At 36.3% G+C, this 18,842-nt stretch carries 18 protein-coding genes and 1 tRNA gene; 12 read left to right on the top strand and 7 right to left on the bottom strand.

Annotation, left to right across the window (positions count from 1 at the left end):
• Positions 1–57: 57 nt before the first annotated feature.
• Together C245_RS0118490 and C245_RS0118485 are read right to left on the bottom strand one after the other, a co-directional pair.
• Positions 58–780: a DUF4290 domain-containing protein gene (locus C245_RS0118490; RefSeq protein WP_017498102.1), complete on the bottom strand. Its 723-nt coding sequence runs from the start codon at positions 778–780 to the stop codon at positions 58–60.
• A gap of 3 nt (positions 781–783) precedes the next feature.
• Complete coding sequence (locus tag C245_RS0118485; protein ID WP_017498101.1) at positions 784–1,080, bottom strand: DUF493 family protein; 297 nt, start codon at positions 1,078–1,080, stop codon at positions 784–786.
• 289 nt (positions 1,081–1,369) lie between these two features.
• Between C245_RS0118485 and C245_RS0118480 the strand changes: the two genes are divergently transcribed.
• The 6 genes from C245_RS0118480 to C245_RS0118455 all read left to right on the top strand — a co-directional run bounded on the left by C245_RS0118480 (position 1,370) and on the right by C245_RS0118455 (position 7,196).
• A complete protein-coding gene (locus C245_RS0118480) occupies positions 1,370–2,281 on the top strand; it encodes a carboxylesterase family protein (protein WP_051041452.1) in 912 nt (303 codons plus the stop codon).
• 332 nt (positions 2,282–2,613) lie between these two features.
• Entirely contained in the window at positions 2,614–3,147 is a 534-nt protein-coding gene (locus C245_RS0118475) for an AAA family ATPase (protein ID WP_017498099.1), read from the top strand.
• Positions 3,148–3,212: 65 nt separating this feature from the next.
• On the top strand, positions 3,213–5,108 hold the full coding sequence (locus C245_RS0118470; RefSeq protein ID WP_017498098.1) for an ATP-dependent DNA helicase RecQ: 1,896 nt from the start codon (positions 3,213–3,215) through the stop codon (positions 5,106–5,108).
• The gene (fmt, locus tag C245_RS0118465) at positions 5,108–6,055 is read left to right on the top strand and encodes a methionyl-tRNA formyltransferase (protein WP_017498097.1); all 948 of its coding nucleotides are present in this window, start codon (positions 5,108–5,110) and stop codon (positions 6,053–6,055) included. The genes C245_RS0118470 and fmt overlap by 1 nt, the downstream gene beginning before the upstream one ends.
• 179 nt (positions 6,056–6,234) lie before the next feature.
• Complete coding sequence (locus C245_RS0118460) at positions 6,235–6,507, top strand: HU family DNA-binding protein (protein ID WP_017498096.1); 273 nt, start codon at positions 6,235–6,237, stop codon at positions 6,505–6,507.
• A gap of 128 nt (positions 6,508–6,635) precedes the next feature.
• Positions 6,636–7,196, top strand: a complete 561-nt coding sequence (locus tag C245_RS0118455; RefSeq protein WP_026110149.1) for a YqgE/AlgH family protein — start codon at positions 6,636–6,638, stop codon at positions 7,194–7,196.
• Here C245_RS0118455 and C245_RS0118450 read toward each other — a convergent pair.
• Positions 7,193–8,032, bottom strand: coding sequence for an aminotransferase class IV (locus C245_RS0118450; RefSeq protein ID WP_017498094.1), 840 nt, complete (start codon positions 8,030–8,032; stop codon positions 7,193–7,195). The genes C245_RS0118455 and C245_RS0118450 overlap by 4 nt on opposite strands.
• Before the next feature lie 54 nt (positions 8,033–8,086).
• A complete protein-coding gene (locus C245_RS0118445) occupies positions 8,087–8,479 on the bottom strand; it encodes an START-like domain-containing protein (protein ID WP_017498093.1) in 393 nt (130 codons plus the stop codon).
• A gap of 154 nt (positions 8,480–8,633) precedes the next feature.
• Here C245_RS0118445 and C245_RS0118440 point away from each other — a divergent pair.
• The 6 genes from C245_RS0118440 to C245_RS0118405 all read left to right on the top strand — a co-directional run bounded on the left by C245_RS0118440 (position 8,634) and on the right by C245_RS0118405 (position 11,979).
• Positions 8,634–8,707: transfer RNA gene (locus tag C245_RS0118440), tRNA-Met, on the top strand.
• Between the two features lie 225 nt (positions 8,708–8,932).
• Positions 8,933–9,190: a hypothetical protein gene (locus C245_RS0118435; protein ID WP_017498092.1), complete on the top strand. Its 258-nt coding sequence runs from the start codon at positions 8,933–8,935 to the stop codon at positions 9,188–9,190.
• Between the two features lie 454 nt (positions 9,191–9,644).
• Positions 9,645–10,043, top strand: coding sequence for a hypothetical protein (locus C245_RS24425; RefSeq protein ID WP_198288060.1), 399 nt, complete (start codon positions 9,645–9,647; stop codon positions 10,041–10,043).
• A gap of 177 nt (positions 10,044–10,220) precedes the next feature.
• Positions 10,221–10,784 carry a DUF6642 family protein gene (locus tag C245_RS0118415; RefSeq protein ID WP_017498088.1) on the top strand — a complete coding sequence of 188 codons (564 nt, stop codon included), beginning with the start codon at positions 10,221–10,223 and terminating at the stop codon, positions 10,782–10,784.
• Between the two features lie 3 nt (positions 10,785–10,787).
• On the top strand, positions 10,788–11,708 hold the full coding sequence (locus tag C245_RS0118410; RefSeq protein WP_017498087.1) for an AraC family transcriptional regulator: 921 nt from the start codon (positions 10,788–10,790) through the stop codon (positions 11,706–11,708).
• A gap of 70 nt (positions 11,709–11,778) precedes the next feature.
• Positions 11,779–11,979, top strand: a complete 201-nt coding sequence (locus C245_RS0118405) for a hypothetical protein (protein ID WP_017498086.1) — start codon at positions 11,779–11,781, stop codon at positions 11,977–11,979.
• Between the two features lie 148 nt (positions 11,980–12,127).
• Here C245_RS0118405 and C245_RS0118400 read toward each other — a convergent pair whose 3' ends face one another.
• From C245_RS0118400 to C245_RS0118390, 3 genes are read right to left on the bottom strand one after another with little or no spacing between them, the layout of a single operon-like run.
• Positions 12,128–13,681 (bottom strand): DUF4957 domain-containing protein, encoded by a 1,554-nt coding sequence (locus tag C245_RS0118400; RefSeq protein WP_017498085.1) that lies wholly within the window; start codon positions 13,679–13,681, stop codon positions 12,128–12,130.
• A gap of 22 nt (positions 13,682–13,703) precedes the next feature.
• Positions 13,704–15,500: a RagB/SusD family nutrient uptake outer membrane protein gene (locus C245_RS0118395; protein ID WP_017498084.1), complete on the bottom strand. Its 1,797-nt coding sequence runs from the start codon at positions 15,498–15,500 to the stop codon at positions 13,704–13,706.
• A gap of 18 nt (positions 15,501–15,518) precedes the next feature.
• On the bottom strand, positions 15,519–18,749 hold the full coding sequence (locus C245_RS0118390; RefSeq protein WP_017498083.1) for a TonB-dependent receptor: 3,231 nt from the start codon (positions 18,747–18,749) through the stop codon (positions 15,519–15,521).
• Positions 18,750–18,842 lie beyond the last annotated feature (93 nt).

The following is an 18,842-nucleotide window of genomic DNA, read 5'->3' as shown; positions in this document are numbered from 1 at the left end:
CTAAGACTCTAAGAAAAAAACTTAGCATCTTAGTCCCTCAGCATCTTAGCTACTTTTTTACTTCTGATTATTATTTTTCTGAAAAGGTTTCGGTTTTCCCGAGCCTTTATTGTTTTTATTGTTTTGGATTTTTGGCTGTCCTGCCGGTGTAATCTTATTTGACATACGCTTATTGGTACGCAATAAATCAGTTGTATTTAAAAGCTCTTCAGAACTTTGAAGCAAATTGATTTTACCTCCCGACAACTCATACAGATGCTCAAAAATCACATCGTCTTTAACGGTATCCTTGTTCCAGCTTAAATACGACTTTTTCATGTGATTGGCAATCACCATTACCAAAGCATTTTTCATCTCGCCATCCTCCCATTTATTGGCAACATCGATCATATACTTGATATTGTTTCCGTAAAATCTGTATTTTGGAAAATTCTGCGGATACTGTAAAGCATCTGGTTTTAATTGCAAAACATCGCGAGACGGAATTGGGTATGGTGAATCAACATTCAATTTGAAATCAGACATAATAAAAAGCTGATCCCATAATTTATGCTGAAAATCCGGCACATCACGCAAATGCGGATTCAGACTTCCCATTACCTGAATAATGTATTTAGCAGCTTTGTTGCGTGTTTCGGCATCTTCAATTGCAGTAGCCTGATCAATCAGTTTTTGCAAATGACGACCATATTCCGGAATGATTAATCGTTGTCTTTCAGAATTGTATTCTAAATTAAAAACAACATCATTCGCACTTTCTTTTTTATATTTTTCGTTCATAAGTTATAATGAAACTATACCTTCTATGGTAGAAACTTCTTTGTATTTGCTAATCACCTGGTCAGCACTATGCATGGTAACATCAACCGAAACACTGGTAAATTTACCGGTTTTAGATTTTGTGGTTTTGATAACCGCTCCCATACTGTCAAAAGCTTTTTCAACTCGCTCAACATTATCGTCTACTGAAGGTACTATGAATTTATACAAGTATTCTGCTGGCCAGGTATTTGAATTGTCTAACTCAACTTTTAATCTTTCGTAAAATTCAGCGGTGTTTTTTTCTTTATCGTTCTCCATTCGTAATTAAAAATAAACGCAAATATACGGTTTTGATTTCAGACTTTCGATTTTAGATTTTAGATTTTTCAGAAGGAAATAATGATTGTTTTTTTACCACAAATTCCACTAATTATTAGTAAATAAAATATACTGATAAAAACTTTAGTTTTTGCACCATTTTAAAACAAGTTAATACCTAAAAAAATCAGTAAAAATTAGTGGAATTCGTGGCAAACTTTTATATTTGAAAAACTTCACGCCTTTGCTCCCGATAACTATCAGGATTATGGGATTGAACCACACTACAATGAAAAAAATTATCCTCTTACTTTTTACTACTCTCACTTTTCACAACATTCACGCACAGGAAATTAAAACCTTAACCTATTTCCAAAACGACACACTCAAACTGGATTTAGATTTATACCTGCCCAAGAAAAAACCCAATGAAAAAACGCCTTTAATCTTATTTGCATTTGGAGGAGGGTTTTCGGGTGGAGAACGAACCAGTGAAAAAGATTTTGGGCTTTTTATGGCGAAAAACGGCTACGCGGTTGCCAGCATCTCCTACAGCCTATACATGAAAGGAAAAGATTTTGGCTGTAAAGGCGCTTTAACCGAAAAGATAAAAGCAATTCAAATTGGCGTTAGTGATATGTGGCAAGCCACTTCATTTCTAGTTAAAAATGCAGACCAATACAATCTCGACACTTCAAAATTCTTTATTTCAGGAATCAGTGCAGGTGCCGAAATTGGCTTTCACGCTTCGTTTTGGGATTACAAACTGATGAATTTGTACCCAAACAATTTATCTCCTGATTTCAAATATGCCGGTTTCATTGGAGGCTCGGGCGCTATTATGGACATTAATCTAATTACCAAAGGAAAAGCCATCCCAATGCTGTTAGCACACGGAAACAACGACGAAACGGTTCCTTACAATGCAGGCTCGCATCGCTCCTGCTTAACAAATGCTTCCGGTTGGCTGATTTTATTTGGATCTTATGCCGTGTACAATCACATGAAAGACTTACATAAAAATATAGAATTGATTACTTTTTGTGGAGGCGGGCACGAATTTTCAGGATATTTATTTCATGAAGGACAGCAATATGTTCTGGATTTTGTAAATAACGTTTTGAAAGGCAAAAAAATCGAATCTCATTTGATTATTCCTTCTCAAAAGAAAAACTCCGGCAATTATTTATTTTGTGAATAATTATTTCACCCAGATGGGTTTCTATAAATATTACGTCCCGATGGGACTTATCAATATTTCTAAAACACATTCGATTTTCAAAAAATCCTGAAATTTAAATATAATATCTCAGCCAAAAATTATTTCACCTCGATGGGGTCCTCCTTCTACAACCTCTTATTTTCTATAAATATATCGCTCCTTCGGAGCTTCTTGAAATTCAAAAAACAAAAGAATTTTAATAAACAGCTGAACCTTATATTTATTTTAAATTGCGAAATCATCTAGTTAAGGCAAAATAATCTTTTTAAATACCAATAAGTTTAGGTAAATTTGCGCTTTATTTTTAGAAAGTGCAAAAACAAATTATAGTTCTCATTGGTGGCCCGGGAACGGGAAAATCTACTCTAATCAACGAATTGGTAGCTCGTGGCTACTGTTGTTACCCAGAAATTTCAAGACAAGTTACACTCGAAGCACAGCAAAGAGGCATCGAACAATTGTTCCTTGAACAACCTTTATTATTTAGTGAAATGTTGTTGAATGGTCGAATTAAACAATTCAAAGACGCAGTTGAAGAACCGCATGAAGTAGTCTTTATAGATCGTGGAATTCCTGATGTAACAGCTTACATGGATTACATTAATGATGATTATCCAGAGAGTTTTGTACAAGCCTGTGAGGATTATAAATATTCAAAAACTTTCATTTTACCGCCATGGGAAGAAATTTACGAAAGCGACACCGAGCGCTACGAAAATTTTGAGCAGGCCGAAAAAATCCAAAAACATCTTGTTGATACCTATAAAAAATATGGATACGACTTAATTGAAGTACCTAAAGATACGGTTGAAAACAGAATTCTTTATATCTTAGATAAAATTTAGGCAGGCGTTTAAAGTTGCAAAACTAGAAACTGATTTCTAAATTTTTTAACTTTAAAACACGACCAATGCCACAAGCGCAGGAAATTCTTTCAAAATACTGGAAACACGACAGTTTCAGACCGTTGCAAAAGGAGATTATTGACTCTGTTTTGGACGGTCAGGATACCTTTGCCCTGCTGCCAACAGGTGGAGGAAAATCGATTTGTTTCCAGGTTCCAAGTATGATGCTGGAAGGCATTTGCTTAGTCATTTCACCTTTGGTTGCTCTTATGAAAGACCAGGTTGCCAACCTGCAGAAACGCAACATAAAAGCTATTGCACTAACCGGAGGTATTCATACCGAAGAAATCATAGATCTTCTTGACAATTGCCAATACGGAAACTACAAGTTTTTATACCTTTCTCCCGAAAGACTGCAATCAGACTGGATACTGGAACGCATTAAAAACCTGCCGATTAATTTAATTGCAATCGACGAAGCGCATTGTATTTCGCAATGGGGACACGATTTTCGCCCTGCCTATCTGAAAATTTCAGAACTTAAAAAATATTTTCCAAAGATTCCGTTTTTAGCTTTAACCGCAACAGCAACACCCAGAGTCATCGAAGACATTAAATCAGAACTGGGATTAAAAGACCCCGTACTTTTTCAGCAATCTTTTGAAAGAAAAAATATTGCCTACATGGTTTTTGAAGTCGAAGACAAGTTGTATCGCACCGAACAAATCTTAAAGAAAAACCCGCAGCCTTCTATTATATATGTACGAAACCGAAAATCGTGCATTAACCTTTCCACTCAATTACAATCATTAGGTTTTACTGCAACCTATTACCATGGTGGCCTTTCTGCTAAGGAAAAAGACAAAAACATGCAGCTTTGGATGTCGGAACAAGCACAGGTTATTGTAGCAACTAATGCGTTTGGAATGGGAATCGACAAAGACAACGTAAAAACAGTCATTCATACACAACTACCGGAAAACTTAGAAAACTATTATCAGGAATCCGGAAGAGCCGGACGAAACGGAGAAAAAGCTTTCTCAGTATTGCTTTTTAACAATTCAGATGCCACTCAGACTGAACAGCAGTTTTTAAGCATTCTGCCCGATAAAAAATTTCTAAAAACGATGTATATAAAACTCTGTAACTATTTTCAGATAGCGTACGGAGAAGGTTTAGACGAGTCCTTTTCTTTTAAACTAAATAACTTTTGTAACAAATACGATTTCCCCACTTTAAAAACATACAATGCATTACAGTTTTTAAACCAGCAAGGAATCATTACTTTGTCGCAGGAATTCTCAGAAAAAATTACTTTACAATTTATAATCGAATCCAAAGAGGTAATTCGATACATGAATCTCAATTCAAACGACGAGGAAATTATATTAGCAATTCTAAGAACTTACCCCGGAGTTTATGATATTAGAACTCCTTTTAATCTTTCGCTGATTGCAAAAAAATCACACCATACAGAAGAACAGGTTTTAGCTCTATTAGAAAAATTAAAAGAGAAAGAAATTATCGAATACAAAGCCAAAAACAACGATTCAACTGTATTATTCAATGAAGTGCGTGAAGACGAATTAACTATAAATCGCGTTTCTAAATATCTGGAAAAACAGAATGAACTCAAAAAAGAGCAGCTTTCTTCCGTCCTCTATTATATAAAAGAAAACAAAACCTGTAAAAACAGATTGATTCTGGATTATTTTGGAGAAGAAACCAACGAAAACTGTGGCGTTTGTTCCTATTGTATTACGTTGAAGGGAAAAATAACTGAAGCCGATTCGATTGCTGATAAAATTCTGTATTTGTTAAAATCAACCGCTTTGACTTCCAGAGAAATTCAGTCTCAAATCAAACTGGATGCCAATGATATTATTTTGGTACTTCAGCAATTATTAGAAAACAATCATATCACCATACTGGCGAACAATAAATACACTTTAAAATCATAATGGAAAAATTGAGAATTATTTTCATGGGGACTCCCGAATTTGCTGTCGGCATTTTGGACACTATCCTTAAAAACAACTACGATGTCGTGGGCGTAATTACTGCAGCAGACAAACCTGCAGGACGCGGACAAAAAATAAAATACTCTGCAGTAAAAGAGTATGCACTGGCAAACAACCTTACGTTACTTCAGCCAACAAACTTAAAAGACGAGAGTTTTTTAGCGGAGTTAAAAGCTTTAAATGCGAATTTACAAATTGTTGTTGCCTTCAGAATGCTTCCAAAAGTAGTCTGGGAAATGCCGGAATTTGGAACATTTAACCTTCACGCTTCCATATTACCCAATTACCGTGGTGCCGCACCAATTAACTGGGCCATTATTAACGGAGAAACCAAAACTGGAGTCACCACCTTCTTTATCGATGACAAAATAGATACCGGAGCAATGATCCTGAATTCGGAAATTGCAATTGAGCCGGAAGAAAATGCCGGACAATTACACGACCGACTTATGCTATTAGGAAGTGAAACTGTTATTGATACTTTAAAAGTTATTGAAAGCGGAAATGTAAAAACTACCATTCAGGAAGACACTGCCGAAATAAAAACTGCTTACAAATTAAACAAAGAAAACTGCAAAATTGACTGGACCAAATCCGGTGCAGAAATCAACAATCTCATTCGCGGTTTAAGTCCGTATCCTGCATCCTGGTGCTTCTTAAAAGATAAAGAAGAAGAACAAACCATCAAAATATATGAGGCAAAACTACTTCCTGAGACACATTCTCACGAAGCCGGAAGTCTGATTTGCAGTAAAAAAGAAATCAAAGTTGCAGTTAAAGACGGTTACATTCAAATTTTGAGTTTACAGCTACCTGGAAAAAAAAGAATGCAGGTGGCAGAATTACTAAACGGAATAACTTTTTCTGAAAGCGCCAAAGTCTATTAAGGTCAATAAAACAGGGGTTTCTACCTGATTTTGACCAACTAACGCTCTGCTTTATGAACAAAAAAAGCAAGTTATTAACAATTTTTGCTAAAAATAAAGAAAACACTTGCAAGGAACGGATTTCCTACTAAATTTGTGTATTAACAATTTTTTTTAACCAACAATTAATAACTAATATTATGAACAAATCAGAATTAATCGATGCTATCGCTGCTGATGCAGGAATCACAAAAGCTGCGGCAAAATTAGCTTTAGAGTCATTTTTAGGGAACGTAGGAGCTACTCTAAAGAAAGGTGGGAGAGTTTCATTAGTAGGTTTTGGATCATGGTCTGTATCTGCTAGAGCTGCAAGAGACGGTAGAAACCCGCAAACAGGAAAAACTATTCAAATCGCTGCGAAAAATGTTGTAAAATTCAAAGCTGGTGCTGAATTAGAAGGTGCGGTGAACTAAGTAAGAAAGTTCTCCAAACTAATAATATAATCAAAACCCTTCTTATGAAGGGTTTTTTTTTGCGCTTCAACGATTTTATTTGGGATTTTAGAAATTTTATGATTAAATTTAATAAAAATTGTAGCCGTATGATTTCAGAAAAATTAAAAAAAGGACACCTGCTTATTGCCGAGCCTTCTATAATTGGAGATTTATCATTTAATAGATCGGTAATTTTATTAGCAGACCATAACAAAGAAGGATCAATAGGATTTATCATTAATAAACCTTTAAAGTACACTATTAATGACCTGATTCCTGAGATTGAAGCCTCTTTCAAGATATATAACGGAGGTCCTGTTGAACAGGACAACCTTTATTTTATTCACAATATTCCAGAGTTAATCCCGAATAGTGTTGAGATTTCTAATGGAATTTATTGGGGAGGTGATTTTGAATCGACCAAAGACTTAATAAACAACGGATCTATCAGTAAAAATAACATTCGTTTTTTCTTAGGGTATACCGGTTGGGATGAAAATCAGCTTGAGAATGAAATGCAGGGAAACTCCTGGATCATTGCCGATAATAGTTATAAAAATAAAATTATCGGAAAATCAACCACCCATTTCTGGAAAGAGCAAATCATTGAACTTGGAGGCGACTATCTTATTTGGTCAAATGCACCTGAAAATCCATATCTGAATTAATTTTCAGAAATGGATTCGTTCAGCTTTTGTAATAACAGATGAGCCAAATTACTTGTAAAGTCCTTTTTTCGATATTTCGTGATCGGCTGAATTCCCATGATCACATTAGTCAGAAATAATTCATCTGCTTTTTGAAGATCAAATGGTGAAATTATTTCTTCTATTACTTCTATGCCCTCTACTTTTTTAGCCAAAGCTAAAATCTGCTTGCGCATCACACCGTTAAGGCAACCTTCAGAAATTGGCGGAGTTATAAGTTTTTTACCCATAACCATAAATAAATTCCCCTGTAATACCTCAACTACATTTTTAGTATCGTTAAGCAAAATGCAATTGGCCAAACCATTTTCATGAGCAAAAATACTTCCGGTAACGTTTATCATCTTATTAGTAGTTTTGATCGACGATAACAATTGCTTAGTCACATAAAAATCCTTATACAAATCTACTTCGTATTCAACTGAATTTAAAGCATATAAAACATCTTCAAGTACTGTTGCGTGAATTAAATACGAAACCTCATTTGTTTTAGGCAAATAAAGTCCGCCCTCTTTTCTAAAAACAGTAATTCTGGCTCTGGCAGATGCCGAAATTCCTTTTTGCTGAACAAGGTTTAAAATCTGCTCTTCAAAATATTCCATGGTAAAATTCATCGGAATTTCCATTCGAACCACACGCATAGAAGCCATTAATCTGAAATAATGATCTTCCAGGAACAAGATTTTATTATTGATAATTTTTACTGTTTCAAAAACACCATCTCCGTATAAAAATGCGCGGTTTTGAGTTAATATATTATCTTCTTCTGCTACTATATTTCCGTTAAAATTAATCATAAAAAAACCCTGAATTTTGTTCAGGGCAAATATAAGGTATAAAATAGAATTTTACTAAACAGATCCGATAAGATGTTTCAGATCTGAGATCTGATTCTCCCACAGTTGTTTAGCTTCTCCTACTTCTTCTTTATCAGCAAAATCTACTACCATTAACGATACGTCTTTGGTAAGTTCATCAACCAGAATGTGCAATTCAAAAAAATACTCGGTGTCTTTACTGCTTTCATCCACCCATTTGAATTTGACTTTTTCACCTGTTTTTTTGGAAGCCAAACGCGCTTTTTCCTGTGAGTCGTTCCATATAAAAGTAAAAAATTCTCCTCTTGAATTTACATTATCAGCAAACCATTCTGATAATCCTGACGGAGTTGATATATATTGATACAATAGTTGCGGCGAAGAATTGATCGGAAACTCGATTTCGTAACGTATTTTTGGATCCATGTGCTACTTTTAATTTTTTTGGAAATATAAGAATATATGTCCAAAAACAACACATTTTTAAAAATATTTTTTTTCTTCATTTTATGCTTGCAAGCTTTAATATTATTTCTATCTTTGCACCCGCAATGAGGAACACGGTTCTACTTGCAGTCTTGGCGAGGTAGCTCAGTTGGTTAGAGCGCAGGATTCATAACCCTGAGGTCACGGGTTCAACTCCCGTCCTCGCTACAAAAAACAAACCCCTAATCATCAATTGATTAGGGGTTTTTATTTAAATTTACACCCTCTCTAACCCGTTAATTAGAATGAGGAAATTAAAAAAAAGCAACTGAAATTCGAACAATGTAAACAATACGACAGCGGACTTCAGACTTTGTACTTCTTCTTTTTTTATAAGAAAAGTATGCGGACAGGTCAGAATAGTATTTTATAAGCTAAATCATTTATAAAAACATGGATATAGTTAAATTTAAAATCACGTCAAAAACGATAAAAGTAGAAGTACGCAATTCGAATAACTACGTTTTTAATTTCAACACGGCTTTAGAGATTGAAAAAGAAGACAGAGAGGTTTTATTAAGACTGTACAATGCGTTGGACCTTCTTTTTAAAAAAGAAACTCATCCTGAGATTAAAAACTATATTTCACCTAATCAAACTAATATTTTGGATCAGATTTCGGCTGCGGATAATCTGGAGCAGGAAAAATAAACCATCGTTAGTTTATCATTGAAAATTTATTTTCTAAAAAAGAGAAAGTCTCCACACCATGAGATTTTCTCTTTTTTTTGTTTTTTTGTTTAGATTCCAAACAATTTCAGAACATCCAAATTCTAATCTCCAGCTTTTGTTCTTCAAAAAATAACTTCTCCAAAACCTTAATCTGAGGCTTACACTGTCTTTTTACGAGACTAAAATCAAAAACTTACTTCAAAATCTAAACTAAAATCAGGTATTTCTACTTAGTGAATTAATCTATTAAAAAACGATTTTTGTTGCAAATTACGTGAAACCGTAAGTTATTCTCTGAAAACTGATATAACTTAGCGTATTAAAAAGAACAAAAATCACAAAAAGAAAACTATAATACTTAACCATAAAATAAAAACCAAAAAAACGAACCATGGAAAAACTTTGGTGTTGGCGTTGCAAAACAGAAGTTCCTATGTTACATACAGAAGAATATCAAATTGCAACTAAACTCTATCGTAATGGCTTTGAACATGGAAAATGTAATATGACCAGAACAGAGCGATTCAGTGAACTTCTAAATTACTATAAAGAACTAACCGGATTTAAAGAAACCAATCCTAATGCTATTATGCATCATCGAATTGATCTTTACGGTCCGCCTTGCGAATGTTGTTCTAAACCTTACCGAACTCCTCAAGCAAAATTTTGTGCAGCCTGCGGACACAAAAGAACAGCAGCGGTAACCAACAATACTCACACCTTTACCGAGGAGGAACAAAAATGGTGGCAAAAACTATTGGAATCAAACACCTTTAGTCAGCCAGTGCTTGCGGTTAGTGCTTTAATTGCAAAACTGGATTTAAATTTATAAAAATCAAAAAAACGAAATCAATCCTGGAATCCATTTTTAGTTGTACTAAAAGTGGATTTTCTGCTTTCAGGAATATACCGCTGTTTTTTTAATGTAAAAAATGCGTTAAAATAGCTTTCGGACAACAATTCTTCGACAATTAAAAATACTTTTGTGAGAACGAAAACACACATTGGTATGGATTCCGAAAAATTCATCTTCTGCCTTGAAGGTGTTCCTGACATCGAAAACAATTTTGTTACCCAGGTAGTAAAAAACCTGGAAGAAATCGCTATTGATCAGGGTATCGCCAGTATTTACAAAACTTGCGATACCATTGAAGGCTTAGAAGAAAGTCTGAATGTTTTACTTTATGAAGATCACAATTTTAAAGATTACGAAATTATTTATTTGGTAATGCCAGGCGGCCCCAACAATATCTGCCTGCATGATTACTATTATAGTCTGGAAGAAATCGCAGAACTTTTTGAAGGAAAAATGAAAGGAAAAATTATTCATTTTGCCAATTTAAAAGTACTTGATTTAAACGACGAAGAAGCGCAGTACTTTTTAGACATTACCGGTGCACGGGCGATTTCGGGTTACGGCTCTACTTATAATAAGATCGCGAGCTGTAGTACCATCGACAAAGCTTTTTTTAGCCTGTATCAGGAAAATGACGACATTACTGAAGTGGTGGAAGAACTTTATCAAAAGCATTATGCTCTTTGCAAATTACTTGATTTTAGACTGTATTATTAAATTATGAAAAGCAATGCCAACGGAGAGATAAAAACCTATGGCGCGAAAGTGTTTCGTGAAAAATTTCTAGGACAGGAAAATCCAATGCATTTATTGTTTAAATCCAGCTCTGACCATTTTTTTTGTCTGGAAATGGAAGAAATGATGCAGCTTCGTTACGCTGTTCCTCCTTCAAAACACAGTTGTCACACCATACTTTTTGTGACTTCCGGAGTTCATGTTGCAAAGGTTGGTTTCGAAGAATACCAAACCAATCCAAATGAAATGCTTATTGTTCCGGCCGGGCAGATTTTCTCTATTGAGCATATTAACACGAAACATATTGGTTTTATTTGCCAGTTTCATCCGGATGTTTTGATCGGTAAATATGGCAACAGTGAAATGCTCAATGATTTCGACTTTCTTAAAATTGGAGGAAATCCAAAAATTATAATCTCTCCGGACAACTTCCATTTTATAGTGAATCTCTTTAAGCGTTTACAGGCCGCTTATCTTGAAACTGAAATCGATAATTCTGATATCGTTCAGTCTTATTTAATGGCTTTGTTCTTTGAGATGAATAAAAATGCTCCCAAAACATCTAAAAGCAATACAGCCGCAGCTGTTATTTTTGCTAAGTTCAAAAAACTCATTTACGCTAATATCAGGACGCATCATCAGGTAAATTATTACGCCTCTTTACTTAATGTTACCCCCAATCATTTAAATAAATCGGTCAAATCGGCAACCGGTAAGTCTGCGGTCAAATGGATTGATGAGACCATTTTAACAGAAGCAAAATACCTGTTGTACCAAACTACCTTTTCTGTAAGTGAAATCGCTATGCAGGTAGGACATGAGGATCATTCTTACTTTAGCCGTTTCTTTAAAAAACATGAAGGAATCACTCCTATTCAATATCGTAAATTGATTGATAAGTCCTAATTATTGCTTCCTGCATCCTATAAACTTGAAAAACGTTTATTGAAATTTGTTCCGTTAAAAAAAGCAAATTATGATTTACGTTTTCAAAACATCTGTTGACACACCATCAAAGCTGGAATTCGCAAGTGCATTACTTGATGAACGGATACCAAACGCGATATGGAATTTTGACCTTGAGGACTGCGATAATATTTTAAGAATTGACAGTGAGGCCGAAATAAATGAAAAGATTCTCAAGAATGCGATTTTCGATTGTGTCGAATTAGAATAAATTCAAAAAAAAGTATAGTACACAACACTTTTCTGTTTGTTAGAAAAGCTTGATTTAAATGGTCGGCAATTTTTTCCTCTATACCCAAAAAAACAGGGATGCAAAACCAATTGCATCCCTGTTCCTTTTTAAACAACTTATAAACTAATTACTGTCTCCATTGCGGATCTCCTACTTTTTTGTCAATTAACGTTTGATTTTTAAGAGTAAAATCTCCTGTTGCACTATTCGTAAACTGAGGATCCAACGTTCCGTAAGTTCCCGAAGCATCATATTTTACCGCAGCAACACCGGCTGTATGTAATGCAGCCGAATTAAAATAGTTATTATTCAAGAAAGTAGGTGGTGTCGTTGAGGTCTGATTGGTATACATCGCTAATGGTGTTTCAAAAAGCGTGTTGCGAATTGTTGAAGCATTACTGGCAAAACGCACATACAGAATTCTATTAGAAGCTGTCATCGCTTTATTTGAAATGGTACAGGCATCTACCAATACTGTAGTTGTTAAACCCGTCCCGGTAATGCCAGGTGCGTTATCGATACGGATAAAATCACGGCCTGTAGCACAATTGTTAAAAGTACTGTTTTTAAGGGTTAACGATGCCAAATGCGAGGTTCTAAAATCGATACAATCACCTTGTACCGTTAATATGTTAGTGACGACACTATTTTCAACCGTCACCGAAACAATTTTAGTAATACCTGTTGCCGTTTGTGTTATAAACGATTTCACAAAATCATGAACCTTACAACCACTAATTAAAAGAGCGCCGTAAGCAGTACTTATTTCATTGTATTTTACAGCATCACTTTGAGTCTTGTCGCCATTGATATCCAAATCAATTAAACTAACGGATTTAGCTCCTGCGTTTAGTGTAAACTTATTATGAAGCAAAGGCTTATTATCGCTTCTCAGACCTCTAATTGTAATCGATTTATTCAAAATAATTTCACCAACAAAAACATTGTATTCTCCCGGCATCAATACCAATACTGCATCAGGATCTGCCGCTGCGATTTTTGCATTCAAATCATCCGTAGGTTTAACTAAAGTAGCTGTTCCAATGTCAATTCCTGTAGTAAAAGTAACCACTCCTCTCTTTTTGGTTCCGTTAAATAAAGTGGCAGTATAGGCCGTTTCTCCTGTAAATCCCGTAACTATCGCTGCACCGGCCGTTTTTTCGGCTGCTGTAATCGTGTGCGTAATTCCGCCTGGACCCGCAGTAATTTGGGTAACAGAACTGTTAGGCGTCCATCTTAACGTCACTTGTTTTGCTTCGATATCGGCAGGCTGCACAGGAAAGAAGATTTGCTCCGTTAATGTTGCTGCTGTTGTTACAGACCATTTCGAATCGGCAAGTCCTAAAGTACTGACTGCTTTTACTCTTATCGAATAAACCGTTTCTCCTTCTAATGCAACTTTTACCGGAAGTTCTTTTGCGGTAACATTAACTGTTTTGTAAATTGTTTTGAAATCCGGATCATCAGCACTGAATTCTACCGTATAATGATCAACATCCTCTTTTGTGGTCCAGTTTAGTTCGACCGTAGTTTGATTTTTCACTACCGCTTTTAGTTCGATTGGAGAAAATACTCTATTGGCTCCTATATCCTCCAACACTGCTTCATTGTAACTTTCGCAACCGGCAATTACCAATAAAAACATAGCCAGCAGTCCTTTAAATATATATTTTGCGTTCATAATTCTTATTTGTTAATTGTTTTTAGTTTCCAAAAACCCAGTCATTTGCTAACTGTCCATTACTTCCGTCAATAAACGTTTGCCAGATTGGCCAAAATTGTCTTTTATCAGGATTAACTCCGGCTTTGTACAGTGTGGTTATTTTGTTGTCATCCAGTTTATCCCAGCTTTTTGACGTATAATCAGTACCCTGCGCCTGAGTTTCTCCACGGTTTAAACCATAAATCTCAAGTGTAGTATTATCTGCTTTGTATTTATAATAAAGTGTTGAAGGCACATTGGCATATTCATCACTTCGTGCTTTTAAACGAGTCATTTTAACTTTAGCTTCGTCTAATTTTACTTTTAACAAGTTCCAGCGAATCAGGGCAAACTTACGTTCCATTTCTCCGGTAAACTCATATTTATTCTCCTCGATAATACCGTTCAGCATGGCTTGCTTACTTGTCAGACCATCTACATAAGCGTCTACTTTTACCGCCTGGTTTTGCGAGGCAAACGCTCTGCGGCGGATTTCTTTTAAGTAGACCGCGGCAGATCCCGGGCCTTCTAATTCATTTGCCGTTTCAGCAGCCATTAAAAGTACCTCGGCATAACGCATGTAAATTTTATTTACCCCATCGTCATTTGGTGCCGAAACGATACGATTCATCCATTCGAAACGATATTTACCAAAATACCAGGTTTGTAAATCTGTAAGTTCTTGTTTGGACTTGCCGTTTACCGCAGCTCCCCATTTGTAAGGCACACAGGTAACATCTCTGCGACTGTCGGCCTGATCGTAGTCATAAAAAACAAATGGCAACGGTCCGTTTACACCGCCTTTATTAGTTCCCATCTGTTGAAACTGATCTGAAGCATCATGACGCACAGCGAAAGTAAACAGGACTCTGCCTCGTGTGGCTGCAAAAGGAATTTCCCAAAGCGATTCTCCTCCGGCTGTTGTACTTTCCTGATTGTATTTTCTCCATAAACCTTCAAAAGTCGGTTCTAAATGTGCAGAACCACTGGCAATTACAGAACGGCATTCGTCTAATGCCAGTTTGTACATCGTACCTACTGAAAGTGCAGGATCTGTACTTCTTCTCACTCCGTCCGGATATTGCTGAAAGCCACTGGACATCAAAGCCAAACGGGCTCTTAAACCTTTTACAAAAGCTTTGTTGATACGCTCTGTGCTTGTTGTAGCAGCAGTTTCATTAGGCCATGCTACTAAAGTTGAAGCTTCGCCTAAATCGGCAATTAACTGTTTGTAAATTTCGTCACGACTTGTTTTAGACACATAGATTGTCGACGTAGAAACTGGTTCAAAACGGGCTGGAACATCACCCCAGTTTCTGATCAGATCGGCGTAATAAATGGCTCGTAAAGTCAGTGCTTCTCCTAACAACTGCCCCATCTCTGTATTCGGTAATGGATTACCGTACTTGCGCAGACCTCTGATACACAAATTAGCACGTTCAATTCCTTCATACATCATGGCCCAGGCATTTTTTGGCGAATTCATTTCTGTATTATCCGATTTTGCATCATAAACTACCAGATCCGATTTGACATTATCACTTGAAGAAGTCAAAAGCCATTCTGTATCTGTATTTAGTCCTTGGTAAGCCAAAAGTCTTCCTCTATAAGATTGCTCCTCTCCAAATGAGACTTTTATTCCATCGACAGCACCCTGAGCTAGTCCGGCAGTAGAAAAAATAAGCTGTTCGTCTAAGGTTGACTGTGCCGGTGTATCAAAATATTCCTCCCCGAAATCCTGACAAGAAGTCAACAAACCTGAGATTATCAATCCTGCTATTATTACTTTATATTTCATTTTGTGATACGTTTTAAATTAGAAATTAAGGTTTAAACCAAAAACCAACTGCCTGCTGCGCGGATAAGCCGAATAATCAACTCCCGGTGTTAGCGGAGTTTTTCTTCTTGTGGACACTTCAGGATCCGGACCGGAGTAATTTGTAATTACAAACACATTCGTTGCGGTAAAATAGAATCTCAATTTACTTACTCCCAGCTTAGAGGTTAAGGCTTGCGGTGTACTATATCCTAAAGTCAGCGTATTCAATCTGAAGAACGAGCCATCTTCTACTGCCCAGTCTGTAAACATGAATTTTTGCATGTAAGGAGACCACATCGTAGTATTGGCATTTAGCGCTTCTAAAGCAGCAGGATCTGTTACCAATTGTCCCGAAGCAGGATCTAAATTTGTCCATCTTTTGCCATCTGCCATCTCGGTGCTTAAATTCTTGTATTGCCCGTTTCGGTTTGCTGTTGAAAACTCGGCTTTATTGGCATTGTAAATATCATTACCAACGCTCCAGTTGAAAGCGGCAGAAAGATCAAAACCGTAAGCATTTGCATTAATAACCAAACCTCCGGTATGTTTAGGATTAGAATTTCCTATTACTTTTTGATCCGATGCTGTCACTTTATTATCAGCAGAACCATCTGTATTTTTCAGCTTCATCATCCCCGGCTGTAAAGCACCTACTACACTGCTTGCATCAACAACTCCTGCTTTTAAGGTGTACTTTCCTCCTGTATAATCAAAATCCGAAACTTCATAGCGTCCGTCGCTTTGATATCCGTACATTAATCCCATTGGAGAACCTACATTTACCACATAATCATTCCCAACATCAGTAGACGCCCAATTGGTATTTGTGCCAAAATTATCCATTACGCCAAGAGAGTTGATTCGGTTTTTGTTCATTCCAACGTTCACAGAAAAGCTCAAACCATAATTTTTCTTTTCGATGGCTATAAAATTCAGGGTTGCTTCAAAACCGGTATTTTGTGTTTCACCCATATTTCTAAACTGGGTTTTGTAACCTGTACCTCCTACCGGAAACTCGATCAGTAAGTCCTTCGTAACATTTTTATACACATCAAAAGTTCCGTTCAGACGATTTTTAAAAAACCCGAAATCCAGACCAATATTTTGCGTTACAGTAGTCTCCCACTTCAATTCCGGATTTGCCAAAACACTCGATGGAGACCAATAGCTATCGAAACCGTTTATGAACCCATTTGTACTGGACAAATAACTCTGAACGGTTTGCCCAACAGGAATGTTATTGTTACCCGCCTCACCATAACTAAGTCTTAGCTTTAGAAGATTTAACCAGGAAGCATTTTTCAGGAAATCCTCTTCAGAAATTTTCCATGCTGCCGCTGCTGCCGGGAAATACCCCCAACGATTGTTTCCTAAAAACCTACTAGAACCGTCTGCACGAAAAGAAGCTGTTAACAAATAGCGGTCTTTATAATCATAATTTAAACGTCCGAAAAAGGACAGCAATTTATCATCCGCACTGTAAAAATTGTCCACTGAAAAAGGTGTTCCCTGTGTCGTTAATTTCTTAGCCTGATCTAAATCAAAAAATTTCGGATAATTTAAAATCGTCGTAGTTACGGTGTTTGAGGTTGTCGTAATCATCTCTTCTCCTAAAAGTGCCGTCAAATGATGATTGTCTCCCAGAATATTTTTAAAATCATAGTTTAAAGTATTGGCATTTCTAAAACGTACGTCTTTACGATCACTCATGACCATACCCGGCTTTCCTGCACCTATTTTGGCTGTACTTGAAAAATAAGTAGAAGACCCATAAAAACGATAATCAGAATAGTTTGAATTGTCCAATCCTAAATCACTTTGAAATTTTAAATCTTTAGCCAGTTTCCAACCAAAGCTTCCCAATAAATTATAATTTTTTCGGAACTGCTGACGGTCATTGTCTGTTATTGCCAAAAATGGATTTACCAGATAACTGTTCACAGACTGATCATCATTATCAGTAGTTAATCCCGGCATTGGAATTGGTGCGTAACCCACACTATGGCGCAAACGGCTGTCTAATGATGAAGCCTGATTTTGATCGTTTGCACCGCCACCATTTATATCAGTATCAGAGTAACGCACTGTAAATCCAAGGTCTATTTTTTCGCTTGCTTTATTTTTTAAGGCCAATGAGAGGTTGTTTCTTTTAAAATTCGAACCTGCCATAATTGCTTTTTCATCGTAATATGCATAGTTAAAGTTGTAACTAAGCTTTTCATTCCCTCCACGAATTCCTAAATCACGGCTGTTTACTTCACCACGACGGCCGTAAATCTGCTTTTGCCAATCTGTTCCTTTTAAACCGTTATACAAATCACGATCCTGCCAGCTGCCAAAATACTTGGTATAGGAGCTTGGATTGCTCAAAATCGTTTTATCCGTCTGATCCAATAATGCATATTCGTATTGCCATTTTACAAAATCATCAACCGGAAGAACCTCGATTTCTTTGGCCATGGTTTTCATTCCGTAAAACATATTATAGCTCACAGCCATTTTTCCGTCTTTACCGGTTTTAGTCGTAATAATAATAACCCCGTTTGCTCCTCTTGATCCATAGATTGCAGTAGAAGAAGCATCTTTCAAAACCGTCATCGATTCAACATTAGAAGCCGCAATATCATTCATACTGTTTACCGGAAAACCATCTACAATAATTAACGGAGAAGCATCTTGTGTTAAAGACCCGCCTCCACGCACTCTGATTTTAATATCGGCATCCGGTGAACCTTCGCTTGAAGTAACCTGAACTCCGGCGATTCTACCCGTTAAAGCTTCGGCGATATTAGAAACCGGAACTTTTTTCAGGTCATTTCCTGAAATGGAAGAAACTGCCCCTGTCAGATCCGATTTTTTAACGGTACCGTAACCTACCACAACCACTTCATTTAAAGCATTTGAATCTTCAATTAAAACAACATCAACTTTCGTTTTTCCGGCAGCATTGACTTCTTTGGTTTTAAAACCTATAAACGAATAGGTTACAACTGCTTTGGGATTGGTCAATTTTAATTTGTACCGTCCGTCAAAATCTGAGGAAGTTCCGTTTTTTGTTCCTTTCTCTAATATATTAACACCCGGCAAGGTGAGTCCTGCAGCATCCTTAACGGTTCCTTCGAGTGTAATACTTTGCGCCTGCATTTGATTGCCGGCCAGTAAGCACAATAAGAAAACAACTGCAAAGCAACAATTTGCTCCTTTGTTAAATAAATCTTTAAAATTCATGGTTGATTGTTTAAGTTATTAATTGTTTGTTCTAAGTGGTTATTTCGTTTTGATTAGGTTCCCTCTTTTTTTAACTGATAATCAAAGCCTCAC

This window comes from Flavobacterium sp. WG21, from assembly GCF_000335775.1.
Lineage (GTDB): Bacteria > Bacteroidota > Bacteroidia > Flavobacteriales > Flavobacteriaceae > Flavobacterium > Flavobacterium tructae.
Note: the sequence above shows the minus strand (reverse complement) of the source record. Positions and strands in the feature narration are given on the sequence as shown.

Bases quoted from the DNA above. Each gene is read 5' to 3' on its own strand.
- C245_RS0118490 (WP_017498102.1), bottom strand. From the start codon at position 780: ATGAACGAAAAATATAAAAAAGAAAGTGCGAATGATGTTGTTTTTAAT.
- C245_RS0118485 (WP_017498101.1), bottom strand. From the start codon at position 1,080: ATGGAGAACGATAAAGAAAAAAACACCGCTGAATTTTACGAAAGATTA.
- C245_RS0118480 (WP_051041452.1), top strand. From the start codon at position 1,370: ATGAAAAAAATTATCCTCTTACTTTTTACTACTCTCACTTTTCACAAC.
- C245_RS0118470 (WP_017498098.1), top strand. From the start codon at position 3,213: ATGCCACAAGCGCAGGAAATTCTTTCAAAATACTGGAAACACGACAGT.
- fmt (WP_017498097.1), top strand. From the start codon at position 5,108: ATGGAAAAATTGAGAATTATTTTCATGGGGACTCCCGAATTTGCTGTC.
- C245_RS0118460 (WP_017498096.1), top strand. From the start codon at position 6,235: ATGAACAAATCAGAATTAATCGATGCTATCGCTGCTGATGCAGGAATC.
- C245_RS0118455 (WP_026110149.1), top strand. From the start codon at position 6,636: ATGATTTCAGAAAAATTAAAAAAAGGACACCTGCTTATTGCCGAGCCT.
- C245_RS0118450 (WP_017498094.1), bottom strand. From the start codon at position 8,032: ATGATTAATTTTAACGGAAATATAGTAGCAGAAGAAGATAATATATTA.
- C245_RS0118445 (WP_017498093.1), bottom strand. From the start codon at position 8,479: ATGGATCCAAAAATACGTTACGAAATCGAGTTTCCGATCAATTCTTCG.
- C245_RS0118435 (WP_017498092.1), top strand. From the start codon at position 8,933: ATGGATATAGTTAAATTTAAAATCACGTCAAAAACGATAAAAGTAGAA.
- C245_RS24425 (WP_198288060.1), top strand. From the start codon at position 9,645: ATGTTACATACAGAAGAATATCAAATTGCAACTAAACTCTATCGTAAT.
- C245_RS0118415 (WP_017498088.1), top strand. From the start codon at position 10,221: ATGGATTCCGAAAAATTCATCTTCTGCCTTGAAGGTGTTCCTGACATC.
- C245_RS0118410 (WP_017498087.1), top strand. From the start codon at position 10,788: ATGAAAAGCAATGCCAACGGAGAGATAAAAACCTATGGCGCGAAAGTG.
- C245_RS0118405 (WP_017498086.1), top strand. From the start codon at position 11,779: ATGATTTACGTTTTCAAAACATCTGTTGACACACCATCAAAGCTGGAA.
- C245_RS0118400 (WP_017498085.1), bottom strand. From the start codon at position 13,681: ATGAACGCAAAATATATATTTAAAGGACTGCTGGCTATGTTTTTATTG.
- C245_RS0118395 (WP_017498084.1), bottom strand. From the start codon at position 15,500: ATGAAATATAAAGTAATAATAGCAGGATTGATAATCTCAGGTTTGTTG.
- C245_RS0118390 (WP_017498083.1), bottom strand. From the start codon at position 18,749: ATGAATTTTAAAGATTTATTTAACAAAGGAGCAAATTGTTGCTTTGCA.